This is a genomic window from Bacteroides parvus (genome assembly GCF_017309675.2).
In the GTDB taxonomy this organism is placed as follows: domain Bacteria; phylum Bacteroidota; class Bacteroidia; order Bacteroidales; family Bacteroidaceae; genus Bacteroides; species Bacteroides uniformis.
In genome coordinates this window covers 2,414,658-2,436,868 of sequence record NZ_CP084680.1, presented here as the reverse complement: position 1 = coordinate 2,436,868, position 22,211 = coordinate 2,414,658, and the positions used below count along the sequence as shown (strand labels likewise).

Sequence of the window (22,211 nt, the reverse complement as noted above, 5' to 3'; positions counted from 1 at the left end):
ACCGGCTGTTCCAATCATCATCTATGAATGAAGACCATTAGAGCCTTCAATATCTTTATTCAATTAAACTAAAGTCAAAATGAAATCCATTAAATTTCTAATTCGGATGCAAAGATAATCAATGGAATACATACAATCCTAAGATTTTAAGAATATTAAATTAACATTCTATAAATAGATGGCTGAATAGGTTTGCCATCCCGATAATGCCAACCGTAATTGAACTTTCTTTTTATTCCTGATTTGAATCCCACCACACAGGCAATGTACAAATAAGATTATTATTATACCATCCTTCACCAAGCTCAGCAGCTCCTGGAACTTGGGCACCAATGGCTGCTAGATTAGTGGTATTATATGTCAGCTCATAAGAAGCTTGCTTCCAACGACGAGGCGACTTATCTTCCGGGCAGTAAGTAAATCCTGCTGGAGTATTCCTATAATAATACGATTTATCCCAATTCATGAATATATTCGTATCATAATCACAACGACGCATATCATTCCAATTCTCATTAGAATATGGCATTGCCAACATCTTCTGAGTCAAAATTTTACCGAGAGTAATATCTGAAGAATTTCCTAGTGCATTATTCAAGAAATTATCAATATCAGTTTGTTCAATATGAGTAAACGAGGGGCAAGACTCCAATTTTCCATCCTCTGAAGTCCACACGCCAATCTGATCATTAACAAAATCAATACTTGCTTTAACACCTTCTTTATAGGCAATAAATGCTCCCGATTTATCGCCTTGACGGAAAAGCGTCTCTGCTTTGATAAAACAAGCTTCGGAATACGATGCCATAAGGGATGGACTTGTTGGACGGGCATAAAACACTCCGCTCAGCGCAGAAGTGTCATAAGATTTATTACGACGATAAAGGATATCTACACCGCCTGCGTATCCCGTACCACCACAAGTTGTCCACACATAAATAGTATCTCCTTTACGAGTTGGGCTATCACAATACCAACTCTGGGTAGTTACATCAAATGACAAAGCATATGGACCTGATTGACTTAAAATATCAGTTTGCATATCAACCCCCATAGAACGACGCCACAAACCGTCCTCTGACCATTTTATATCAATAGGGGTTGCAGGACCTTTCATAGAACGAGTCCAAGGGATAAACTTATCAGCACGTGGATCTTCTATTCCCTTTCCATCAAAGTTAGTCAAATTATCATAATAGCATTTAGTTATATAAATATTACTATTCATACCAATACAAGAATAGAGAGCAGAATAATCTATCGGCTCATTCCAGCCCAATACATCATGAGAAGGTGTATTAGTATCCGTATGTTTTATAACAGTATTATCAGCATTACTTTGTTGAGCTTTAGCTAAACAATTCAGAATTTCCGGAGCATCATATTTGCCATCTTTATAATTTCCAGCCTCTTTCTTGACTAAATGATTCAGCCAGCGTGCTTTAAGAAGATAACACATTTTCAGCCATTTATCTGCATCACCACCATTCCAAGAATCGCCTTCTACCAAATCCACTGGTGTAACATTATTTATTGCCTCTTGTTGTCTAGAAAACAACTCAATAGCTTCATCAATATCAGTTATACAACCAAGGAATATTGTTTTACCATTATCATAAACAGGAGAAGGATTTTCTCCAAATGCATCATTATAAGGGATTTCTCCAAATAAATCAGTAAGCATCATAAAACCATAAGCACGAAAAAATTTGGCTGCACCTGCATAGTGATAAGCACCAGCCTCCATTGCCTGATTATATAAATCATTACAATTCACACCTACCTGAGTAAAAAACCACTGTTGCGCATTAGCAGCACGAGTTGAAGAATCAAGTTGCCATTTAGCCGCCCCTCCTTCGCGTGCATTGTTACGATAGAAATGACCACAATAAAAACTAGTATTCGAGGCTACAATATGGTAAATATGTTCCATATAAAATTGCATCCAAGGTAAACGCTGATGGAACTCAGCATCAGTAGATATAGGAGTATTTGGATTGGTGTTGACATCCAACCAGTCATCACATGCGGAGAGCGCGACACAAGCTGCAACTCCGAGAATTATTTTCTTGTATAGTTTCATATTATTCAATTTTCATACAGTTAAACAATATTTAGAAAGTCAGATTAACACCAAAAGCAAAACTTGCTGTCGCAGGAACTCCACAATAATCAATACCTACTGAGGATGAGCCTACTGCACCCGATCCAGCTGCTGCAACTTCCGGATCACCGTTATAATTAGTGAAAAGAAGAAGATTATTAGCCGTTGCCGTAATTGAGGCACGTTTTATAACTTTTGTTTTGGCAAGTAACGTTTTTGGCAAATTATATGAGAGTGAAATAGTACGAAGACGAAGTGCATTCACCTTTGTCATGAAGTTTGCTGTTTCATTAGGATAAATATCCTGATAATAATTAGCTATAATTGTTTTACCGCTGGTTTCTTTACCATTATAAGTATATGTTTTATTAGCTTCGAAAGTATTCGTTACAAATTCACCATTTGTATTTACACCTGAAACCTCTATTTTTTCCCGGTTGGCAGAGAACTCACTCACACCCGCAAGCGTCATAGCATATTCCGTTCCATTATAAACATGCCCACCTACACGAAAATCCCACAACATATTCAATGACACCCCTTTATAAGTAATAGTATTATTCCATCCACCAGAGAATGTAGGTTCACGATTACCTATTTCAAGATTGGCATTAGTTCCTTTAGTCGGAAGCCCATTCTTGTCTAATACAACTCGACCTTGGTCATCACGTTTCCATTCACTACCGGAAATTGCCATAAAATTACCATTAGGGAAAGAAGCCGCTTTAGCATTACCAACTTGTACATCAGTCACATAAAGAATTTCTACACCTTCAAGCAGATTTTTCACTGTACCACGATTACCACTGACATTAATAGTTGATTCCCATGTCCAATCCTTAGTTTGAATAGGTGTACCGCCAATACTTAACTCCATGCCTTTATTATAAACGTCACCTGCATTAACAGAACGGAGAATATAACCAGTTGCATTTGACAGACGAGGTGACATAATCTGATTATACGAATTATTGGTATAGTAGGCGTAATCCAACTTCAGACGATTATTAAAAAAGCGCAATTCAATACCCAATTCAGTAGATTCCGTAATCTCGGGTTTTAATGCAGCATTACCAGCAGTCCAATAATTACTTACCCCAGTAAGGCCACCAAGGAATGACTGACTGGGCCACAATGCTGTTTCCAACGAATACGGACTCGTATCTTTGCCTACACGCGCCCAGCTCGCACGTACTTTGCCGAATGATAACCAATCTATTTTAGGAAGAAATTCTGTAAACACAATACTGCCACTTACCGAAGGATAAAAATAAGAACGATTCTCAATTGGCAATGTAGAAGACCAATCGTTACGTCCTGATACTGTCAAAAACACTGTATTCTTCCAATCAGCACGGAATTCACCAAATGTACCAATAAGGCGTTTTTGAGAACGTGAACTTGAAAAATCACGGTTATCATTCGTTGCATTGTCAAATGCGTAAAAATCAGGAATTTCAAAGTTCCAAGCCATTCTATAGTTAGTCCAAGTCCGAGTATCGTCAGTAGATGTACCAAGCATCAAGTTAAAGTTAAAGTCTCCAAACTGTTTATTGAAATTCATCATTAAATTCGTAGAAAGATATTTATACCGATAAGAATTTTCGCTATACATACCTTTTTGCCATGCCAATTTATATACTCCACCAGCAGCAAGAGTCTTTGAATCATCTGTAGTGTAAGAGTCAATGCCCATACGATAACTAATCCACCACCAATCTGCAATATCAGCCTTGATACTAAAATTACCCGTGAAACGCTCAGTATTATCTTTCAACTTATTCTTATTAAGAATCCAGTATGGATTATCGCGTTCATCAACAACATCAAGACGATCTCCAAACATACGATAGCGAGTACCGTCTTCATTCAAGTAGTGTTTCATATCATCAGTAGGAGACCAACGGTATACCCCCGTCATGGTACCAGAACCACTTGAACCATATAACCCAGCAGAGGTCAATGTTTTATCAGTGTTTGCTTGAGAATATGCTACATTTGCACCGAATGTGAGCATTCTCCACTTTTGTTCACCATTAAAACGGAACGTTGCTTTCTCATAACCAGTATTAGGAATTATACCATCTTGATTATAATAAGAGCCTGAAAGATAAAAATTACTATTTTTAGAACCACCAGCCACGCTTATATTGGTATCCCATGCACCACCTTGTTGAAAAAAGTCATCTATATTATCATAGGTTGCTGCCTCATTGTCAATAGGTGCTCCCCATGAATTATAACTAAAATCATTATAAGTCGTTCCAGTATATTTTCCATCGGTGTACTGATCTTCAGCAAACCCTCTTCCATATTTCCGTTGTGTTTTAGGAAGAGAAGTAGCCCATTGCGTGATATACTTAGTGGAGAAATTCACCTCAACGGCTCCCTCCTTTCCTTTTTTGGTTGTAATAATTACAACACCTGCAGCAGCACGTGAACCGTAAAGAGCAGCAGCAGCCGGACCTTTAAGAACTGACATGTTTTCAATATCCTCAGGGTTTATATCCATTACACGATTAGAATTGGTAGAAGCTGTCGATAAACTACCATCAAAAGCAGAGTTACCAACTACTGTAGTAGAGTTATCATAGATTACACCATCAACAACAAATACTGGTTGATTGTCACGTTCAAGCGAAGTCCCACCACGAAGAATGATTTGAGAACCGGCACCGGCAGCACCACCTCCTTGCGTAATATTAACACCAGCAATTTTACCAGCCAAAGAGTTAATCGGATTCACACTTTTATTTTTCATAAGCTCTTCCGCATCTACATCATCAATGGCATATCCCAAAGATTTCCGGTCTTTCTTAATACCCATAGCTGTCACTACCACTTCATCCAATGTTTGCGAATCATCTTGCAAAGTCACTGAATACGAAGAAGCATTTGTCACTTTAAGCATAGCAGTTTTATATCCAATAAAGGATATCTCCAATGTGCTACCCGCCGGCGCTTCTACAGAGAATTTTCCGTCAACGTCCGTCACCGCACCGGTACCAGAACCTTTTACCAGCACGCTGGCACCGATGATTGGTTCGCCCGCTGCATCTAAAACTTTACCTGTGATTTTCTTGGCTTGCTGAGTACTTTGGGAACTAAGTACACTTTCAACAGCTGCGTTGGCTGCAAAAGGCATAGCTGTCCCAAACAATGCAAGCAACACTAATGATAAGCAATAATTTCTTTTCATAAGCTCTATTATTTGGATTTATTTGCAAACATATGAATTAATTTAGGAATTCTACTATCAATCAAATTAAAAATTATTAAATTAATATTAAAACGCTTGCATTTATAGTTTTGCAAAGTTTTAAGTATTTATTTGATATTTATTAATTGTATTAACTTTAAATCATATTGATGCTATATTTACAAATAATACAACTTAACAATATTAAAATAAAGAATATAGTGTACGAATTAATAATATATACTAATATTATAAGATATTTGATTTACACATTAAAGTATATGTGTAATTATTTTCACTAAAAAAAACTTGATTATGTGGAAATACCAACATGAACAAAGATTTCAAAAGCAAAAAAAGTAAAATGATTCATAAGTTCATCAAAAAATAGTGTTAGACTATTAATAGCAGCAAGTTTTACTTGTAAGTTATATTAACATTTTTCTTTTTAGCATAATGCTAATATATATAAATTGTAAATAGCGAAAGTTGCTGTTGGTCAGTATTCATTTGAAAGAGTAGCTTGAAACAATGTTTTGGAAAATAGCCATTCGACATAAGCTTTATTATGTGCAAGTTATATGTAAAAAGGTTGTGTACATATTTATCATTCTTATTTTCAACAATTTATAATTAGCAAGAAAGGTAATTTACTAGTGAGAGATAGTAATATTAAGTATAAAACTTAGTTCCCAAAGTACTCAGCAAGCCAAGAAAATCACAGGTAAAGTTTTAGATGCAGCGGGCGAACCAATCATCGGTGCCAGTGTGCTGGTAAAAGGTACCAGTACTGTGACAGACATAATCCAAAAGTTCCCCGGTGCATCAAAAACGAGCGAGCACTATTGGTGGCGTCGCATGGCCCATCGTTAGCATGAGGTAAATTTCAACGCTAAGAATCTGGAAGCTTCAAATCCCAAGGCAATGTTTGATGACATATGGCCTCTGTACCGGTATGGTGGGACATCGAAGAAGAAGAAGAACTTAAGGCACATCGAAGACTCTTAACGGTCTTCATTCATAGACGATGATTGGAACAGCCGGTTCGTGAGAATCAGCTGTTTGTATTCTACTCTACGCCTCATTTCCCTATCGGTTGTATTCTCCTCCTCACCTCTTTGGATATTTCCAGAAACATATAGTTCAGTTTACCGGAATGAATACCTTCTTTATTTTGGGTATACTTCTTATTGGCATACTCCTTGGACTTATCAAAGGTAATGCGCGACATCTGGTTCTGCGACTTTCCCACCATTGTCGAATCCAACTGTTCGTCCGGAAAGAAATCATCCAAATTCACATCACCAATCATGGTCGTTTCAAGGAAATTCATGTCTTTATGACTAGAATCTGTGTAGTATCCTACAAACATATGTCCTGGAGTGCGTACCAATATAGGTTCTATATTTATGGCACGGAGTAAAGAAGCAAAAAGGACACTCCCATCCACACAGTTGATTTGCGAGGACTCCAAAGCATCATCGAACGTGCGCACACGCTGTGAAAAAACCACGTTGCTGGAAAGGCTCGTATTGGACACCGAACTATAACGGAACTTGCGCTTTTGCAACACATTCCACAAGGCATAAACCTGCTTGTCCACCACTTCGGCACCTCCCTGATAACCCAAAAACCGGTTGACGATACGCGTATCCAGCGCTTCACGCAACAGCTTGTCAATCATAGGATTCTCCTCATTCACATAAGCTGCAAAAAAGATGCCGGTATCATGGAACTTTGTACCATTCGTGACATACCCCAACAGACATTCATTAATGCTGCGAACGGAAAAAGTACGCACCCTCTGCCCCAAATCCTTGCCGTTCATCTCTACCATAACGGCCACACTGATGGGTTCCGCTTGGTTGTTATTCTTCAGAGCCTCGTAATTCCATATGATATCAGGATAGATAATATACTCCGTACGCGGTTTTGCCAGCACAAACTCCGACACGGAACGGGAAAAGAACGGAGTCTCTGCAACCTCTACCCGCACCCGGCTATAAGCATTCCTCGAACGGACACGGACAGCGATGCAGGACTTCGGATTACCTACATACATGGAGTCTACCGGCACTATGACCTGAGCATCGGTAGTAGCCACCGAAAGGATACTGGAAGGGAATATATTACCGCCCAGTTCATCCGTAATCTCAAATCCCGAGCGGAAAGGAGCCGTATTCAGCCAGACAGAGCCGATTATCACTAAAAGTAGAGTTCCCATAATAACCGACAAATGTCTCTTAGAGAAACTCCTGATATACATAAGTTCTTTCATACAATTCAGTATTTACGAAGCAAAGATAATATTTTAATGTGACGGGGCTTTTAGATAAACGGGAATTTAATGTAACCCAAATGTAACACTTGTTTCATCATTCCGTAACAAATTAGCCTCACTTTTGTACCCAGAAAGCAGAAATGGCCTGCATCTCGGCACAACTTTTCATGTAAACATGAAAATTCTGCATTCGGTTTGCACTATTTTTGCCGATAAAAAGAAATAAAGTTTAACTTTGTGACAAGAAAATTGTTTTATTCCTGTCATACATAAACAACAAAGCAATGAACAATTACCGGATTTTAGTAGTGGACGATGAAGAAGACTTATGTGAAATTCTGAAGTTCAACCTCGAAAACGAAGGCTACGAAGTGGACACGGCGAACTCTGCCGAAGAAGCTCTGAGAATGGACATTGGCAGCTACAACCTACTACTGCTGGACGTGATGATGGGAGAAATTTCCGGCTTCAAAATGGCAAGTATGCTGAAGAAGGACAAGAAGACGGCCCAGATACCCATCATCTTCATTACCGCCAAAGATACGGAAAATGACACCGTGACTGGCTTCAACCTGGGAGCGGACGACTATATATCCAAACCCTTCTCGCTGCGCGAAGTAGCGGCACGTGTCAAAGCCGTACTGAGACGCACCCAGCAAGGAGAGACAGAGCATGCACCGGAACAGATTGTCTACAAGACGCTGGTGCTGAACGTCATCAAGAAGAAAGTCTGCATTGACGGTGAAGAGGCACCGCTCACCAAAAAAGAGTTTGAAATCTTATTGCTGCTTTTGCAGAATAAAGGACGCGTATTCTCGCGCGAGGATATACTGAACCGCATCTGGAGTGATGAAGTATATGTGCTGGACCGTACCATCGACGTAAACATCACACGCCTACGCAAGAAAATCGGAGTTTATGGCAAATGCATCGTAACACGCTTGGGATATGGATATTGTTTCGAAGCCGAATAACGACAGACACTTTCTGTCCTTCAGCCGGAAGCTTTTCCTTTCGGTCATTTCACTGTTCCTCATATTCGCCGCATGCTTCATCGCCTACCAGTATCAGCGGGAAAAGGAATATAAAGTGGAGCTACTGGACACGCAGCTGCAAGACTATAATGACAGACTACACCAGGAACTTCGTTATCTCCCCGACAGCCTATGGACTTCCATGCTGGACAGCTATATCTCCAAGCATGTAAACAAGGAACTGCGCGTCACCGTGGTAGACCTTCAAGGTAACGTATTGTTCGACAGTTCCCAGAACGGCAGCCATGAACTGGACAACCACATCAAGCGCCCCGAAGTGCAGAAGGCACTGAAAGCCGGCAAAGGCTACGACCTGCGGCGCATCTCCGAAACCACCGGCAGAACCTATTTCTATTCTGCCACCGTCTACAAAGACTGCATCATCCGCTCAGCTCTCCCCTACAACGTCAACCTGATGAACAATCTGGCTGCCGACCCACATTACATCTGGTTCACGGTCATTGTATCACTGCTGCTGATATTCATCTTTTATAAATTCACCTCCAAACTTGGCAGTGCCATCAACCACCTGCGTGAGTTTGCCAAAAGAGCCGACAAGAACGAACCCATAGACATGGACATACAAACCGCCTTCCCGCACAATGAACTTGGAGAGATTTCGCAGCACATCATACAAATATATAAGCGCCTGCGCGAAACCAAAGAGGCGCTTTACATTGAGCGCGAAAAACTCATCACCCATTTGCAGACCTCCCGCGAAGGACTGGGCGTATTCAACAGAGACAAAAAGGAGATACTGGTAAACAATCTGTTCACCCAATACGGCAATCTGATTTCAGACTCCAACCTGCAGACTACCGAAGAAATATTCTCCATCTGCGAATTCCAGAAGATAACAGATTTCATCAACAAGGCACAGAAACGCCCTTCCTATAACGAAGAACGAAGAATGTCCGTTCACATCAACAAGAACGGACGCATCTTCATCGTGGAGTGCATCATCTTCCAAGACCTCAGCTTTGAGATTTCCATCAACGACATCACCCAGGAAGAGGAGCAGATACAGCTAAAACGGCAATTGACCCAAAACATCGCCCATGAGCTGAAAACCCCCGTAAGCAGCATACAAGGCTATCTGGAAACCATCGTGAACAACGAGAACATCGCGCCCGAAAAGATGCAAATCTTCATGGAACGCTGCTACGCGCAAAGCAACCGCCTGAGCCGCCTGCTGCGCGACATATCCGTACTGACCCGCATGGACGAAGCCGCCAACATGATCGATATGGAAAAGGTGGACATCAGCATGCTGGTTTCAAACATCGTCAACGAAGTGTCCCTGGAACTGGAACAGAAGCAAATCACCGTTGTCAATTCCCTAAAATCGAAGATACAGTTGCGGGGCAACTACTCTCTACTCTACTCCATCTTCCGCAATCTCATGGACAACGCCATCGCTTATGCCGGCACCAACATACACATCAACATCAGTTGTTTCCGCGAAGACGAGAATTACTACTATTTCAGTTTTGCCGATACCGGCATCGGCGTTTCTCCCGAACATCTGAACCGTTTGTTCGAACGCTTCTACCGTGTAGACAAAGGACGCTCGCGCAAGTTGGGCGGCACCGGCTTGGGGCTCGCCATAGTGAAGAATGCAGTCCTTATTCACGGAGGCACCATCTCTGCCAAAAACAACCAAGGCGGAGGGCTGGAGTTTGTATTCACACTGGCAAAAGAGAGATAACAGCCCGTTTTACCACACCAAACAAAATGCTTTGCATACCTCTGGAGAAGGTTCTTGTGGCAAGTGTGGCTTGTATTGGTATCTTTTCACCTTACCGACATGACGGATTGCTTAAATCGCCTTAAGTCACTATCAATCAGAGAGTAATTTTGCCAACCTATTGCCATGCTTTTGGCAAACTTTTGCCATGCCTATGGCAAAGTTTTGCCAACGCGGTGACAAAGTCTTGCCAAGAGGATGGCAAAACCTTGCCAATTTGTCGGCAAAAAGAAAGAGAGCGGGGAAGAAAATTTATCACTCATAGAATTGTTTTCTCAAAAAGAATCCGTATCTTTGTCATGCATTGGTTCGCTCCCCCTCTTCTGGGAAAGCGATTAAAAGGGAATCAGGTGTAAATCCTGGACAGTCCCGCTGCTGTAAGTTTCGTGCAACGTTGCAGACAATTACTCTATGCCACTGGAATATTCTTCCGGGAAGGCGCCTGCAACAGAAACAAGTCAGAAGACCTGCCATGCATACTTTATCATTGCTTTCGAGGAAAAAGCGTTGAGTCTAATGAGCCGGACAAACCGTCCATCATTTCATTCATCAAACCTAATTCAGAGAAAGTAAAGAAGGTAATAAACTCTGCCAAGTTTATTTGATGATGTCCGGCCGAAGTGATTTCGTCCGGACATTTACATTACAAAAAGTCATATTTAAATTGATTATTACATAGATTTTACCTAAATTCGGCACATTAAACCGAAATAATCGGTTTATCCGTTAACCTATTGTCAAATTATTAAAGATACAGAGTCTATGGAATTACCATTTGCCGAAGCATGGAAAATAAAAATGGTGGAACCTATCCGTAAAAGTACCCGCCAGGAACGCGAACAATGGCTGAAAGAAGCCCACTACAACGTATTCCAACTCAAATCGGAACAAGTTTATATCGACCTCATCACCGACTCGGGCACCGGCGCCATGAGCGACCGCCAATGGGCAGGCATGATGCTGGGCGACGAAAGCTATGCCGGAGCCACCTCATTCTTCAGACTGAAGGAAGTCATCACCCGCCTCACCGGATTTGGATACATTATCCCCACCCACCAGGGACGCGCTGCCGAAAATGTACTCTTCTCCTACCTGGTGCACGAGGGCGACATTGTGCCGGGAAACTCCCATTTCGACACCACCAAAGGACATATCGAGGGACGCCGGGCACTGGCTCTGGACTGCACCATAGACGAAGCCAAACAGACACAGCTGGAAATTCCCTTCAAAGGCAATGTAGACCCTAAAAAACTGGAAAAAGCATTACAGGAACATAGCGAACGGATACCGTTCGTCATCGTCACCATAACCAACAACACCGCAGGCGGCCAGCCGGTTTCCATGCAGAACCTGCGCGAAGTCCGCGCCATTGCCGACAAGTACGGCAAGCCCGTTCTCTTTGACTCGGCACGCTTTGCGGAAAATGCCTACTTCATCAAAATGAGAGAAGAAGGTTACCGCAACAAGAGCATAAAGGAAATTACCCGCGAGATGTTTGACCTTGCCGACGGCATGACGATGAGTGCCAAAAAAGACGGTATTGTCAACATGGGCGGATTCATAGCCACCCGCCGGAAAGACTGGTATGAAGGTGCCAAAGGCTTCTGCGTGCAATTCGAAGGCTACCTCACTTACGGCGGCATGAACGGACGTGACATGAACGCCCTTGCCATCGGCCTGGATGAAAATACTGAATTTGACAATCTGGAAACCCGCATTCACCAGGTGGGCTATCTAGCCATGAAACTGGATGAGTACGGGATACCTTACCAACGTCCCGCAGGCGGCCATGCCATATTTGTGGATGCCCCCAAAGTGCTGACACACGTGCCCAAAGAAGAGTTTCCGGCACAGACACTGACCGCCGAACTCTATCTAGAAGCAGGCATACGCGGTTGTGAAATCGGCTATCTGCTGGCAGACCGCGACCCGGTGACCCGCGAAAACCGCTTCAACGGCTTGGATTTGCTCCGGCTTGCCATCCCTCGCCGCGTGTACACCGACAACCACATGGATGTGGTAGCAGCCGCTTTAAAAAATGTATATGACAAGCGGGAAAGTATTACCCGCGGAGTTCGCATCACTTGGGAAGCTCCGTTGATGAGACATTTTACGGTACAACTGGAAAGGCTGTAAGAAATTTACAGACTCAATGTCAAGACAAAATCCGGAAACAAATAATAATGAATAGTGAACCGGCGTTTCTCCACCGTACGATACTCTTCGGCGGAGAATACGCCGCTTTCATTTACAGCAAAAGGCAGAATGCGCATGTGCCCACGAAAATCAACCTCGGAAGCATTCAGGCATTTAAACATGGTCTCCTTGGCCGACCAGTGCAGCAACAGTGACCAAGTGTCGGTTCCGCGAAACACGGATGGCTGTTCATCTTCGCGCATGAATTTATGCGCCACCTTCCTTACCCGTTCACCATACTGCTCAATGTCAATGCCCACTTCCCGACCCGGCAATCCCAAAACAACAGCCACATAACCTTTCGTATGCGAAATACTGAGAGAGGCGGAAGCATCTGCCAAATAAGGTTTCCCACTGGGATGATAGGCAATCTCTTTCTCTTCTCCCGACAGCGTGTAAAGCAATACACGGACAGCCAGCCACTCCAGACGGCGGTGTGCTGCGGTGAAACGCCGCATACCTTCCCGGTATACTTCCTGATGAGGAAGCATGGCCAGCAATTCCTCCGGAGATTCCTCCGTTTTCCAAATTCCCCATCGGCAGGGAAGAGCGGTATGTTGTAAGAAGAGGGGCATGAGGCAAGGATTAAGGATTAGGGATTAGAGGAGTTGAGGCATTTACTGTAAACTTCACTTTCAGGATACGGCGGTTGTCCATCTCCAGCACCTCAAACTCATAACGGCCGTAGGTCACCTTTTCATGGAGAGCAGGAAATTCCCCCTTCAGCTCCAGCAGAAGTCCGGCAAGCGTATCGGCATCCCCTGCCACCTCATCGAACGTTTCCTCGTCTATCTTCGTTATTTTATAGAAATCGGTCAGCTGGGTCTTGGCTTCAAATACCCAAGTGTGGTCATTCAGTACGGCATATGTACGTTCTTCATCATCGTATTCGTCATGAATTTCGCCCACAATCTCCTCAATAATGTCCTCCATGGTGACAATGCCCGACGTACCGCCGAACTCATCGACCACAATGGCTATATGAATCTTGTTTGCCTGAAAATCGCGCAGCAAATCATCAATCATCTTGGTTTCGGGCACAAAATAGGCGGGCCGGATAAGCGACTGCCAGCGGAAATTATCCCCTTTGTTCAGATGGGGAAGCAAATCCTTGATATAAAGCACCCCCTTGATATTGTCACGGTTATCCGCATAGATGGGAATACGGGAGTAGACATTCTCTACAATGCACTTCACCACATCCTTGAAAGGGGTACGAATATCCAGATCCACCACATCGAGGCGGGAAGTCATAACCTCCTTGGCTGTCTCTCCACCAAAGCGGATGATACCTTCCAGAATATTGTTCTCCTCCGAAAGTTCCGCCTTATCGGTCAATTCTAGTGCATGTGAAAGTTCATCGACCGATATATTATGGTTCTTGCGGACCACATGCTTGTTCAGGAAAGAAGTGGAACGTACCAGCATAGATGCCATCGGATAGAATACGGAACGGCAAAACGTGATGCCGGGAGCAGCAAAACGGCAGAAAACCAGCGTTTTCTGAGCCGAATATATCTTAGGCATGATTTCACCGAAAAGCAACAGCAAAAACGTAAGGACTACTGTCAGAATGAGGAACTCTGCAATGGGAGAATGAAATTGGAACACATTCATAAAAAAGAAGTTACAGAGCATGATTATGGTTACATTCACGAAGTTGTTTGTAATCAGAATCGTCGCCAACAAACGTTCACTGTTATCCAGCAAATTACTGATTTTCTCATCCGAAGGATGCTTTCTCTCCGCTATTACATTTAAGTCTGACGGAGAAAGAGAAAAAAAGGCTATTTCGGAAGCTGATGCAAAGCCGGAAACGAGCAAAAGCAAACCTGCCAACACAATGGCTACAATGGCCGAAATAGAAGGAGTCTGTACGGATATACCGTTAAAAACATCTGCCAACTGGCATAAATAAGCGTCTGGGTCCAAAGATTTTGGTTTTAGTTAAACAATCAGAACGGTAGATCGTCCGTCGGGTTATCTTGTGCAGGGGCAGCCTGCGGTTGTACCGGTTGTTGCGGCTGGGCTGTCGCTCCGGCTTGCGGCGCAAACGGCGCATTGCCCGATGCCGATGCACTTTTAGGTGTCAACATTTCCATTGTATCTGCAAAAACTTCAGTCACATAGCGCTTAGCTCCTGTCTGGTCATCATACGAGCGAGTGCGAATTTTACCTTCAATGTAAAGTTTATCTCCTTTATGCACATATTTTTCGGCAGTTTCTGCCAGTCCACGCCAAAGCACAATATTATGCCACTCAGTGCGGTCGGGAACCTGGGTTCCATTCTGCAAAGTGTATCCTCTTTCTGTAGTAGCCAAAGAAAAAGTAGCTACCGCCACCCCACTGTCAAGGTATCTCACTTCCGGGTCTCTGCCCACATTTCCTAACAATATCACCTTGTTTACTGACATAAGCTTCTATTTTATTAATTTGCTGCCAAAATTAACGAGAATATCCACACCATGCAAGAATACAGACAACTTTTATATATATTTCTCCAAGAAAGCATGTATCAGCCGAGGCACCGCATAACGGTCCAAATCTTCGACCGCAACCTGCTGGTAACCTGAAAAAGAACCCGAATTATCGGGTAGAGTGACCTCATAGAAATTGGTATAAATCACTCTGTGGGACAATACATGCTTCACTCCCCGAAGTAGTGTACGGACCATCCGCACCTCTCCCTCTGCAAACAGTGCATGAAACTGCGGACATGCCAGGAACTCCTCTTCGGATAAATCTTTTTCCGTTTCGATTAGAGGCAATTCAAAGAGATTTTTCCAGATATCGTTCTCCGTCCTCTTATGTATCAAAGTATGCGCACCCATACGTACATATATATAATTAAAATAGCGGTTGGTAGTCTTTGTTCTGTGCTGCTTCACGGGCAGTTGCTGCACTTTGCCTTCCAACAAGGCTCTGCAGCTACCAGACAAAGGACAGAACAGACAGTTGGGCGACTGCGGCATACACTGCACGGCTCCGAAGTCCATAATCGCTTGGTTATAATCTGCCGGTCGGGATTTATCGAGCATCTCTCTCGCCAAAGCAGTAAAAGTTTTTTTCCCTTCGGTAGAATCAATGGGAATATCAATGCCGAAATAACGGGAAAGCACCCGATATACATTCCCGTCTACTACCGCATAAGGCATGTCATAGGCAAAAGAACAGATGGCCGCTGCCGTATAATCCCCTACCCCCTTCAAAGCACGCACCTCTGCATAGTTTTTTGGAAATGTACCCTTCATGCTTTTGGCTGCGGCATGCAGGTTGCGGGCACGAGAATAGTACCCCAGGCCCTGCCAATATTTCATCACTTCGTCCTCGGACGCAGCAGCCAGCGACGCCACATCCGGGAAGCGTTTTATGAAACGCAAAAAGTACTCATAACCCTGCGCCACTCTTGTCTGTTGTAAGATGATTTCAGAAATCCATATCAGATAAGGGTCCGTGGTATTTCGCCACGGAAGGTCGCGTTTGTTCTCCGCATACCAATCCAACAATGTTCCGCTAAAAATATTCATGCTGCAAAAATACTTCATTTTCAGCCTAACAAAGCTTAATGCCAAGACTTTTTTAGAAAATTGTCCGAAATATATTTTTTAGAGCCACGGAAAAGCTATATATTTGCAGTCCAAAAAATTAGGAAAACTATAGTAATAATATTTTTTTTAAAGAAAAATGACTAAAGCTGATATTGTAAACGAAATTACAAAGAACACCGGAATTGATAAGACAACCGTACTTACAACCGTTGAAGCATTCATGGACGCAGTAAAGGCATCTTTATCCAAAGATGAAAATGTTTACCTCCGCGGGTTTGGTAGTTTTGTAGTGAAGAAAAGAGCTCAGAAAACTGCACGCAACATCTCCAAGAACACTACAATAATCATTCCGGAACATAACATTCCGGCATTTAAGCCTGCAAAAACGTTCACCCTCTCAGTGAAGAAATAATAAACAATAGTATTAACCCATAAAAATTTTGAAGCTATGCCAAGCGGAAAGAAGAAAAAAAGACATAAAATGTCTACGCACAAGCGTAAAAAAAGACTAAGAAAGAACAGACATAAAAGCAAAAAGTAATTTTTAGTCTGAAGGACAAAATAAAGAACAAACTTGTGAAGCAAAATGTCTCGCGGGTTTGTTCTTTGTTTAAGTAGTAAATAGAATCATTTAAAAGCCAATTATTGTGACAAGCGAACTCGTTGTAGACGTACAGCCCAAAGAGGTATCCATTGCACTGCTTGAAGACAAGCAGCTGGTGGAACTTCAGAGCGAAGGAAGAAACATCTCCTTCTCGGTGGGCAACATGTATTTGGGACGCGTCAAAAAATTGATGCCCGGCCTGAATGCCTGCTTCGTGGACGTGGGTTACGAGAAAGACGCTTTTCTTCATTATCTGGACCTAGGTCCTCAATTTAACTCGTTAGAGAAGTACGTAAAGCAAACTTTAAGCGACAAGAAGAAGCTGAATCCCATTACCAAAGCAACCATACTTCCCGACCTTGAAAAGGACGGAACGGTTTCCAACACACTCAAGGTGGGACAAGAAGTAGTGGTGCAAATTGTCAAGGAACCTATCTCTACCAAAGGGCCGCGACTGACTTCCGAACTTTCCTTTGCCGGAAGATACCTCGTGCTGATTCCCTTCAATGACAAGGTTTCCGTATCACAAAAAATTAAATCGAGCGAAGAGCGCGCACGCCTCAAGCAACTGCTGATGAGTATCAAGCCGAAAAACTTCGGCGTCATCGTCCGCACCGTAGCCGAAGGAAAACGTGTTGCCGAACTCGACGGAGAGCTTAAAGTATTACTGAAACATTGGGAAGATGCCATTACAAAAGTACAGAAGGCCACCAAATTTCCGACACTGATTTACGAAGAAACCAGCCGTGCCGTAGGACTGTTGCGCGACTTGTTCAATCCTTCCTTCGAAAACATCCACGTGAACAACGAGGCTGTGTACCACGAAATCAAGGATTACGTAACCCTCATCGCCCCTGAACGGGCAGGAATCGTGAAGCTGTACAAAGGTCAACTCCCCATTTACGACAATTTTGGTATCACCAAACAAATCAAGTCGTCATTCGGCAAGACCATTTCATACAAAAGTGGTGCCTACCTGATTATTGAGCATACTGAGGCGCTTCACGTAGTAGACGTGAACAGCGGTAACCGCACCAAGAATGCCAACGGGCAGGAGGCCAACGCACTGGAAGTGAATCTGGGTGCAGCCGACGAACTGGCACGCCAGCTCAGACTAAGGGATATGGGTGGTATCATCGTGGTGGACTTCATCGACATGAATGAAGCCGAAAACCGACAGAAGCTTTACGAACGTATGTGTGCCAACATGCAGAAAGACAGAGCACGTCACAACATCCTGCCGCTCAGTAAATTCGGACTGATGCAGATTACACGCCAGCGTGTACGCCCGGCTATGGATGTAAATACGACGGAAACCTGCCCCACCTGCTTCGGTAAAGGCACCATCAAATCGTCCATCCTCTTTACGGACACCTTAGAGAGTAAGATTGACTACCTGGTCAACAAATTGAAGATAAAGAAATTCTCGTTACACATCCACCCGTACATCGCAGCCTACGTCAATCAGGGACTCGTCTCCCTGAAACGGAAGTGGCAGATGAAGTACGGATTCGGTATCAAGATTATTCCAAACCAGAAATTAGCATTCCTGGAATATGTATTCTACGACCTGCAAGGGGAAGAGATAGACATGAAGGAAGAAATCGAAATCAAATAAAAAAGACGGCGAAGGGTATTTATCTTCGCCGTCTTTTTTATCTCTTGCTTTGGGGGAGCTCTCCCCAAACATGCCTTCCGCTATAAAGCCAAACGATAGATTTCCCTGCAATCAGTCATGGTCAGCTTCACGTAGTTGCCAAGCAGTTCGCCTTTATTGCGCTGCAGACTGACGAGCATACGGTCTATATCGGGATGCTCGATGCCCAACTCCTTAAAGCTAACCGGCAAGCCCATGTAACGGAAAAAGTGTTTCAGGCGGGCGGTACCAGCCAAAGCCATCTCTTCCAAATCTTCGGACTTGGGTATATCAAAAACGCGGTGGGCAAACTGGGCTATCTTTGCCGGATTATGTTCTGCCATAAAAGCCATCCAGGCAGGGAAGATTACAGCTAAGCCGGCACCGTGGGCTACATTATAGATAGCACTGATTTCATGTTCCAGTGCATGGGATGCCCAGTCTTCCTCACGCCCTACCCCACAAGTTCCGTTATGCGCCACAGTGCCACACCACATAATGTTGGCACGCGCGGCATAGTTGTCCGGTTGCTGTTTCACCCGGTAAGCTTCTTTAATGATAGCTGTCAAGGTGCCTTCGCAAAGCCGGTCGCTGATTTCCACATCCGGTGTATTTGTGAAATAACGCTCCATGATGTGAGCCATCATGTCGGCAATACCACAAGCCGTCTGATAAGCTGGGAGAGTGTAGGTCAGTTCAGGATTCATGATGGAAAATACGGGACGCAAATGCTCGGGGGCACAGAGCCCCAGTTTTTGGAGTGTCTCTGTCTTGGTAATTACCGTATTGCCCGAACCTTCGCTTCCGGCAGCCGGGATAGTCAGCACCACGGCTACTTTCAACGCTTTCTCCACCTTGGCACGACCGATAAAGAAATCCCAAAAGTCACCATCATAGAGGGCTCCGGCAGCAATGGCCTTTGCCGTATCTATGACCGAACCACCTCCCACAGGAAGCATCATATCCACCTGCTCACGACAGCAAAGCTGAATACCTTCGTATACCTTCCCGTCAATGGGATTGGGCTGGACACCTCCCATTTCGCAATAAGCCACACCGGCTTCCTGCAAGGATTGCTTCACTCTATCCAGCAGACCACTCCGTACAACAGAACCGCCTCCATATACTATCATCACTTTTTGTGCACCATACTTACGCGCCAATGCACCGACTTGCACTTCAGTATTCTTGCCAAAGACAAACTCTGTAGGACTATAAAAAACAAAATTATTCATTGTATACCTTATTTAATGTATCGACTGTATCTTTCAAAGAAGCGTCCGAACGCTCCCCACTTCATCAGTCCTTTCTCAAAAACAAAAATACCCAGCAATGCACAAGAGATGCCCAGCATCACATCAATCAGATAATGGTGTCCCGAATAGACAGCCGTCCACCAGATACCGACCATAATCACCGCAAACAACGCTATCAACCACTTTTTGCTGCGGTCCATAACCGCGTAAGCCAAAGCCACCACCATATAGGCGGCATGGAGCGAGGGCACTGCTGCAAATACATTGGCATTCCTTCCGTAAATGGAGTTGAAGATGGAACATCCCAGCAATTCGTCAAAGCGCCCTAAGCCTGCCACATTGCCCGGAGTGTCGAGTATCGGCTCGAAACCATAATTCATGGCATACCAGGGCGGAGCAGCGGGATGGATATAATAGCCGGCAAAACCGATGAGATTAACCAGCAGGAACACCATCGCAAAACGAAGATATACCCTACGGTCACCCTTCAGATAGAGCCACAACCCGAATGCAATGGGAACCGGTACCCAACAGAGATAGAATATCCCGGCAAAGAAATCGGCAACAGGACAATGGTTCAAAGCAAAATACTCACAAGGGATAAGGACAGCACCGTCTACAGACAAGCCAAAAAGGGATTTTTCTGCCTCATAAAGTCCTTTTACATCAATGGGATTCACCTGGTAATTGGGATATACGCGCATCCAGTCATACGAAATGCCGAATATGAAAAACGGCAACAGCGCCACTGCCAACTTACGGGTTGTCTGTCCGGCAAAGAACAATACCAAAAATACACCCGCCATCAGGAAATGTTCCGGACGAAGCCCGATACAGACCGCTGTCAGAATCAGGAAAAACGCTGTGATGACAATCACCAGCACCGCCTCTCTCACAGAGGGAAACAAACTATTTTTCATTCCTTGTCTTTCAGTAGTTTATAGCAATGCGCCAAGCGAGCAAATGCCGTCAAATTCGCCAATATTGCAATCACTGCCATAGGCACAATTAGTATCAGCATCGGGTCGAACAAGGTACAATCACCAAAGATACCGCAGAACATGGCACCGAGGGCAGTCAGCACAACGCGTTCGGGGCGCTGCATGAAACCGACTTTACACTCCAGCCCCAAACCTTCGGCACGGGCACGCACGTAACTCACCATCAGCGAACCTATCAGCGCAATGAATGTAATGATGGAGCCCCACAAATAGCCTTGCAGCATCAAGTAATAGAAGATGCCGAACAATGTCACGAGCTCGCTGTAACGGTCGAGTACGGAGTCGTAGAGCGCACCGAAAGTAGAACTCATTTTACCCACGCGTGCCACACGTCCGTCCATCATGTCAAACAACCCGGCAAAGAGCACAATACCGCCTCCCCAGCCCACATAGACCAGTTCACCACTCTTGTACACCCCGGCATACACAAACAAGGCAGCCGCCACGATATTCAGCACCAGCCCCGTAGTCGTAATAAAGTTAGGCGTAATGCCAATTCTAATCATACCATGCACCACAGGGTTGATAATCTTGTATATCACCTGCTGCAACCAATCTCTATAATTCATATTCGTCTTTTTTGTTCTCTAAATAATGTTTCAGAAAGCCTTTTATATTGTGATTACGATAAACGAAAAAACGTTGCAGATGGTAGTTCCAAAAAAAAGCTACCAGCACTGCTACAATTATCTTTGACAGAATAAATACATTGTCTATATAATATCCCAACAATCCATTGACCCATGTCATGCCGGTAAGCCATTCGGTCAGTGCAAAAGTACCCCAAGTATTCAGTATAATGCTGCCTCCCCAGACAAAGAGGTACTTGACGGCAACATGCGTTTTCTTGCAGTCTTCGGCATGGAACACCCATCCGTAATTAATGGCACAGTTTACAATGCCTCCTACTACGGAACCCGTGAATGTGGCATAAAGATAAAAAACAGCAAAAGCCTTCACCAGAAGGATAGTCACCAGAAAATCGACAAAGCTTGCGAATTGCGCAGAAATCTGGGCCTTGAAGAAGATCCAGACAGAATGGCGCCACGACACACCTTTGCCATTTGATTTCAACTGATTATCCATCTTGCCACAATCAAAATTATAAATCCGTAGACTCCGGACAGAATATCGTCCATCATTACCCCGATTCCACCCGGCAGACTTTCCATACGGCGGATGCCCAAGGGCTTGAATATATCAAACAAACGGAACAAAACAAATGCTCCCAATGTATACCATACATGTCCGGCGGGCGCCGCAAGCAAGGCAATCCACACGCCGACCATTTCATCGACCACCACGCGCGAAGGGTCTTCGCCCCAAGATGCCTCCAGGCGGTTGGCAGCCCAGATACCGGCAAGCGTAAATACCAAAATCAATGCTACTGTCAGCCACAAAAGGCAGACACTTGAAACCAGATAAGACAACCCGAACCAGATAAGCGTAGCCAGCAAAGCTCCCGCAGTGCCGGGTGCAAAAGGAGAAAAGCCCGAGCCAAAGCCCGTACCGATAATAACTGGGAGGAGGGAGGGTTTCTTCATCAAAAAAGTAATGAGGTGATAAATGCGATAAAAACGGTAAAATGATAAATGCAATAAAGTA

The 22,211-nt window shown here is 44.0% G+C and carries 17 protein-coding genes and 1 riboswitch; of the genes, 5 read left to right on the top strand and 12 right to left on the bottom strand.

The window, feature by feature from the left end; all coding sequences use genetic code 11:
- Nucleotides 1–232 precede the first annotated feature (232 nt).
- The 3 genes from JXR92_RS09730 to JXR92_RS09720 all read right to left on the bottom strand — a co-directional run bounded on the left by JXR92_RS09730 (nt 233) and on the right by JXR92_RS09720 (nt 7,581).
- Nucleotides 233–2,083, bottom strand: coding sequence for a SusD/RagB family nutrient-binding outer membrane lipoprotein (locus JXR92_RS09730; RefSeq protein WP_119962029.1), 1,851 nt, complete (start codon nt 2,081–2,083; stop codon nt 233–235).
- Nucleotides 2,084–2,114: 31 nt separating this feature from the next.
- The gene (locus tag JXR92_RS09725) at nt 2,115–5,303 is read right to left on the bottom strand and encodes a SusC/RagA family TonB-linked outer membrane protein (protein ID WP_119962030.1); all 3,189 of its coding nucleotides are present in this window, start codon (nt 5,301–5,303) and stop codon (nt 2,115–2,117) included.
- 1,081 nt (nt 5,304–6,384) lie between these two features.
- Nucleotides 6,385–7,581 carry a hypothetical protein gene (locus JXR92_RS09720; RefSeq protein ID WP_131225972.1) on the bottom strand — a complete coding sequence of 399 codons (1,197 nt, stop codon included), beginning with the start codon at nt 7,579–7,581 and terminating at the stop codon, nt 6,385–6,387.
- Nucleotides 7,582–7,868: 287 nt separating this feature from the next.
- Between JXR92_RS09720 and JXR92_RS09715 the strand changes: the two genes are divergently transcribed.
- The 3 genes from JXR92_RS09715 (at nt 7,869) to JXR92_RS09705 (ending at nt 12,501) form a co-directional block, all read left to right on the top strand.
- On the top strand, nt 7,869–8,558 hold the full coding sequence (locus tag JXR92_RS09715; protein WP_005826729.1) for a response regulator transcription factor: 690 nt from the start codon (nt 7,869–7,871) through the stop codon (nt 8,556–8,558).
- Nucleotides 8,533–10,326, top strand: coding sequence for a sensor histidine kinase (locus JXR92_RS09710; protein ID WP_117965482.1), 1,794 nt, complete (start codon nt 8,533–8,535; stop codon nt 10,324–10,326). Before JXR92_RS09715 ends, JXR92_RS09710 begins: the two co-directional genes overlap by 26 nt.
- Nucleotides 10,327–10,652: 326 nt before the next feature.
- A riboswitch (cobalamin riboswitch) is annotated at nt 10,653–10,854 on the top strand.
- 273 nt (nt 10,855–11,127) lie between these two features.
- Nucleotides 11,128–12,501, top strand: coding sequence for a tryptophanase (locus JXR92_RS09705; RefSeq protein WP_117962595.1), 1,374 nt, complete (start codon nt 11,128–11,130; stop codon nt 12,499–12,501).
- 5 nt (nt 12,502–12,506) lie between these two features.
- On the opposite strand, the gene JXR92_RS09700 is transcribed toward JXR92_RS09705, so the two are convergent.
- From JXR92_RS09700 to mutY, 4 genes are all read right to left on the bottom strand, one after another.
- Nucleotides 12,507–13,136 carry a 4'-phosphopantetheinyl transferase family protein gene (locus tag JXR92_RS09700; protein ID WP_117962593.1) on the bottom strand — a complete coding sequence of 210 codons (630 nt, stop codon included), beginning with the start codon at nt 13,134–13,136 and terminating at the stop codon, nt 12,507–12,509.
- Between the two features lie 10 nt (nt 13,137–13,146).
- Nucleotides 13,147–14,493 (bottom strand): gliding motility-associated protein GldE, encoded by a 1,347-nt coding sequence (gene gldE / locus JXR92_RS09695; RefSeq protein ID WP_117962591.1) that lies wholly within the window; start codon nt 14,491–14,493, stop codon nt 13,147–13,149.
- Between the two features lie 23 nt (nt 14,494–14,516).
- Complete coding sequence (locus tag JXR92_RS09690) at nt 14,517–14,975, bottom strand: single-stranded DNA-binding protein (RefSeq protein ID WP_117965486.1); 459 nt, start codon at nt 14,973–14,975, stop codon at nt 14,517–14,519.
- A gap of 72 nt (nt 14,976–15,047) precedes the next feature.
- Nucleotides 15,048–16,088, bottom strand: a complete 1,041-nt coding sequence (gene mutY, locus JXR92_RS09685) for an A/G-specific adenine glycosylase (protein WP_117867022.1) — start codon at nt 16,086–16,088, stop codon at nt 15,048–15,050.
- Between the two features lie 157 nt (nt 16,089–16,245).
- On the opposite strand from mutY, the gene JXR92_RS09680 reads away from it, so the two are divergent.
- Together JXR92_RS09680 and JXR92_RS09675 are read left to right on the top strand one after the other, a co-directional pair.
- Nucleotides 16,246–16,521, top strand: coding sequence for an HU family DNA-binding protein (locus tag JXR92_RS09680; protein ID WP_005826750.1), 276 nt, complete (start codon nt 16,246–16,248; stop codon nt 16,519–16,521).
- Between the two features lie 235 nt (nt 16,522–16,756).
- Nucleotides 16,757–18,331 (top strand): Rne/Rng family ribonuclease, encoded by a 1,575-nt coding sequence (locus JXR92_RS09675; protein WP_005826752.1) that lies wholly within the window; start codon nt 16,757–16,759, stop codon nt 18,329–18,331.
- Nucleotides 18,332–18,411: 80 nt separating this feature from the next.
- On the opposite strand, the gene JXR92_RS09670 is transcribed toward JXR92_RS09675, so the two are convergent.
- From JXR92_RS09670 to JXR92_RS09650, 5 genes are read right to left on the bottom strand one after another with little or no spacing between them, the layout of a single operon-like run.
- Nucleotides 18,412–19,584, bottom strand: coding sequence for an iron-containing alcohol dehydrogenase (locus JXR92_RS09670; protein ID WP_009036796.1), 1,173 nt, complete (start codon nt 19,582–19,584; stop codon nt 18,412–18,414).
- Between the two features lie 8 nt (nt 19,585–19,592).
- Nucleotides 19,593–20,525 carry a phosphoinositol dihydroceramide synthase gene (locus JXR92_RS09665; protein WP_138344843.1) on the bottom strand — a complete coding sequence of 311 codons (933 nt, stop codon included), beginning with the start codon at nt 20,523–20,525 and terminating at the stop codon, nt 19,593–19,595.
- Complete coding sequence (locus tag JXR92_RS09660; RefSeq protein WP_138344841.1) at nt 20,522–21,175, bottom strand: CDP-alcohol phosphatidyltransferase family protein; 654 nt, start codon at nt 21,173–21,175, stop codon at nt 20,522–20,524. The genes JXR92_RS09665 and JXR92_RS09660 overlap by 4 nt, the downstream gene beginning before the upstream one ends.
- The gene (locus tag JXR92_RS09655; protein ID WP_005826761.1) at nt 21,165–21,692 is read right to left on the bottom strand and encodes a GtrA family protein; all 528 of its coding nucleotides are present in this window, start codon (nt 21,690–21,692) and stop codon (nt 21,165–21,167) included. The genes JXR92_RS09660 and JXR92_RS09655 overlap by 11 nt, the downstream gene beginning before the upstream one ends.
- Nucleotides 21,677–22,150, bottom strand: a complete 474-nt coding sequence (locus JXR92_RS09650) for a phosphatidylglycerophosphatase A family protein (protein WP_138344839.1) — start codon at nt 22,148–22,150, stop codon at nt 21,677–21,679. The genes JXR92_RS09655 and JXR92_RS09650 overlap by 16 nt, the downstream gene beginning before the upstream one ends.
- Between the last annotated feature and the right edge of the window lie 61 nt (nt 22,151–22,211).

Excerpts from the sequence above, each read along its gene's own strand:
- JXR92_RS09730 (WP_119962029.1), bottom strand. The coding sequence starts at position 2,083 with ATGAAACTATACAAGAAAATAATTCTCGGAGTTGCAGCTTGTGTCGCG.
- JXR92_RS09725 (WP_119962030.1), bottom strand. The coding sequence starts at position 5,303 with ATGAAAAGAAATTATTGCTTATCATTAGTGTTGCTTGCATTGTTTGGG.
- JXR92_RS09720 (WP_131225972.1), bottom strand. The coding sequence starts at position 7,581 with ATGAAAGAACTTATGTATATCAGGAGTTTCTCTAAGAGACATTTGTCG.
- JXR92_RS09715 (WP_005826729.1), top strand. The coding sequence starts at position 7,869 with ATGAACAATTACCGGATTTTAGTAGTGGACGATGAAGAAGACTTATGT.
- JXR92_RS09710 (WP_117965482.1), top strand. The coding sequence starts at position 8,533 with ATGGATATTGTTTCGAAGCCGAATAACGACAGACACTTTCTGTCCTTC.
- JXR92_RS09705 (WP_117962595.1), top strand. The coding sequence starts at position 11,128 with ATGGAATTACCATTTGCCGAAGCATGGAAAATAAAAATGGTGGAACCT.
- JXR92_RS09700 (WP_117962593.1), bottom strand. The coding sequence starts at position 13,136 with ATGCCCCTCTTCTTACAACATACCGCTCTTCCCTGCCGATGGGGAATT.
- JXR92_RS09690 (WP_117965486.1), bottom strand. The coding sequence starts at position 14,975 with ATGTCAGTAAACAAGGTGATATTGTTAGGAAATGTGGGCAGAGACCCG.
- mutY (WP_117867022.1), bottom strand. The coding sequence starts at position 16,088 with ATGAATATTTTTAGCGGAACATTGTTGGATTGGTATGCGGAGAACAAA.
- JXR92_RS09680 (WP_005826750.1), top strand. The coding sequence starts at position 16,246 with ATGACTAAAGCTGATATTGTAAACGAAATTACAAAGAACACCGGAATT.
- JXR92_RS09670 (WP_009036796.1), bottom strand. The coding sequence starts at position 19,584 with ATGAATAATTTTGTTTTTTATAGTCCTACAGAGTTTGTCTTTGGCAAG.
- JXR92_RS09665 (WP_138344843.1), bottom strand. The coding sequence starts at position 20,525 with ATGAAAAATAGTTTGTTTCCCTCTGTGAGAGAGGCGGTGCTGGTGATT.
- JXR92_RS09660 (WP_138344841.1), bottom strand. The coding sequence starts at position 21,175 with ATGAATTATAGAGATTGGTTGCAGCAGGTGATATACAAGATTATCAAC.
- JXR92_RS09655 (WP_005826761.1), bottom strand. The coding sequence starts at position 21,692 with ATGGATAATCAGTTGAAATCAAATGGCAAAGGTGTGTCGTGGCGCCAT.
- JXR92_RS09650 (WP_138344839.1), bottom strand. The coding sequence starts at position 22,150 with ATGAAGAAACCCTCCCTCCTCCCAGTTATTATCGGTACGGGCTTTGGC.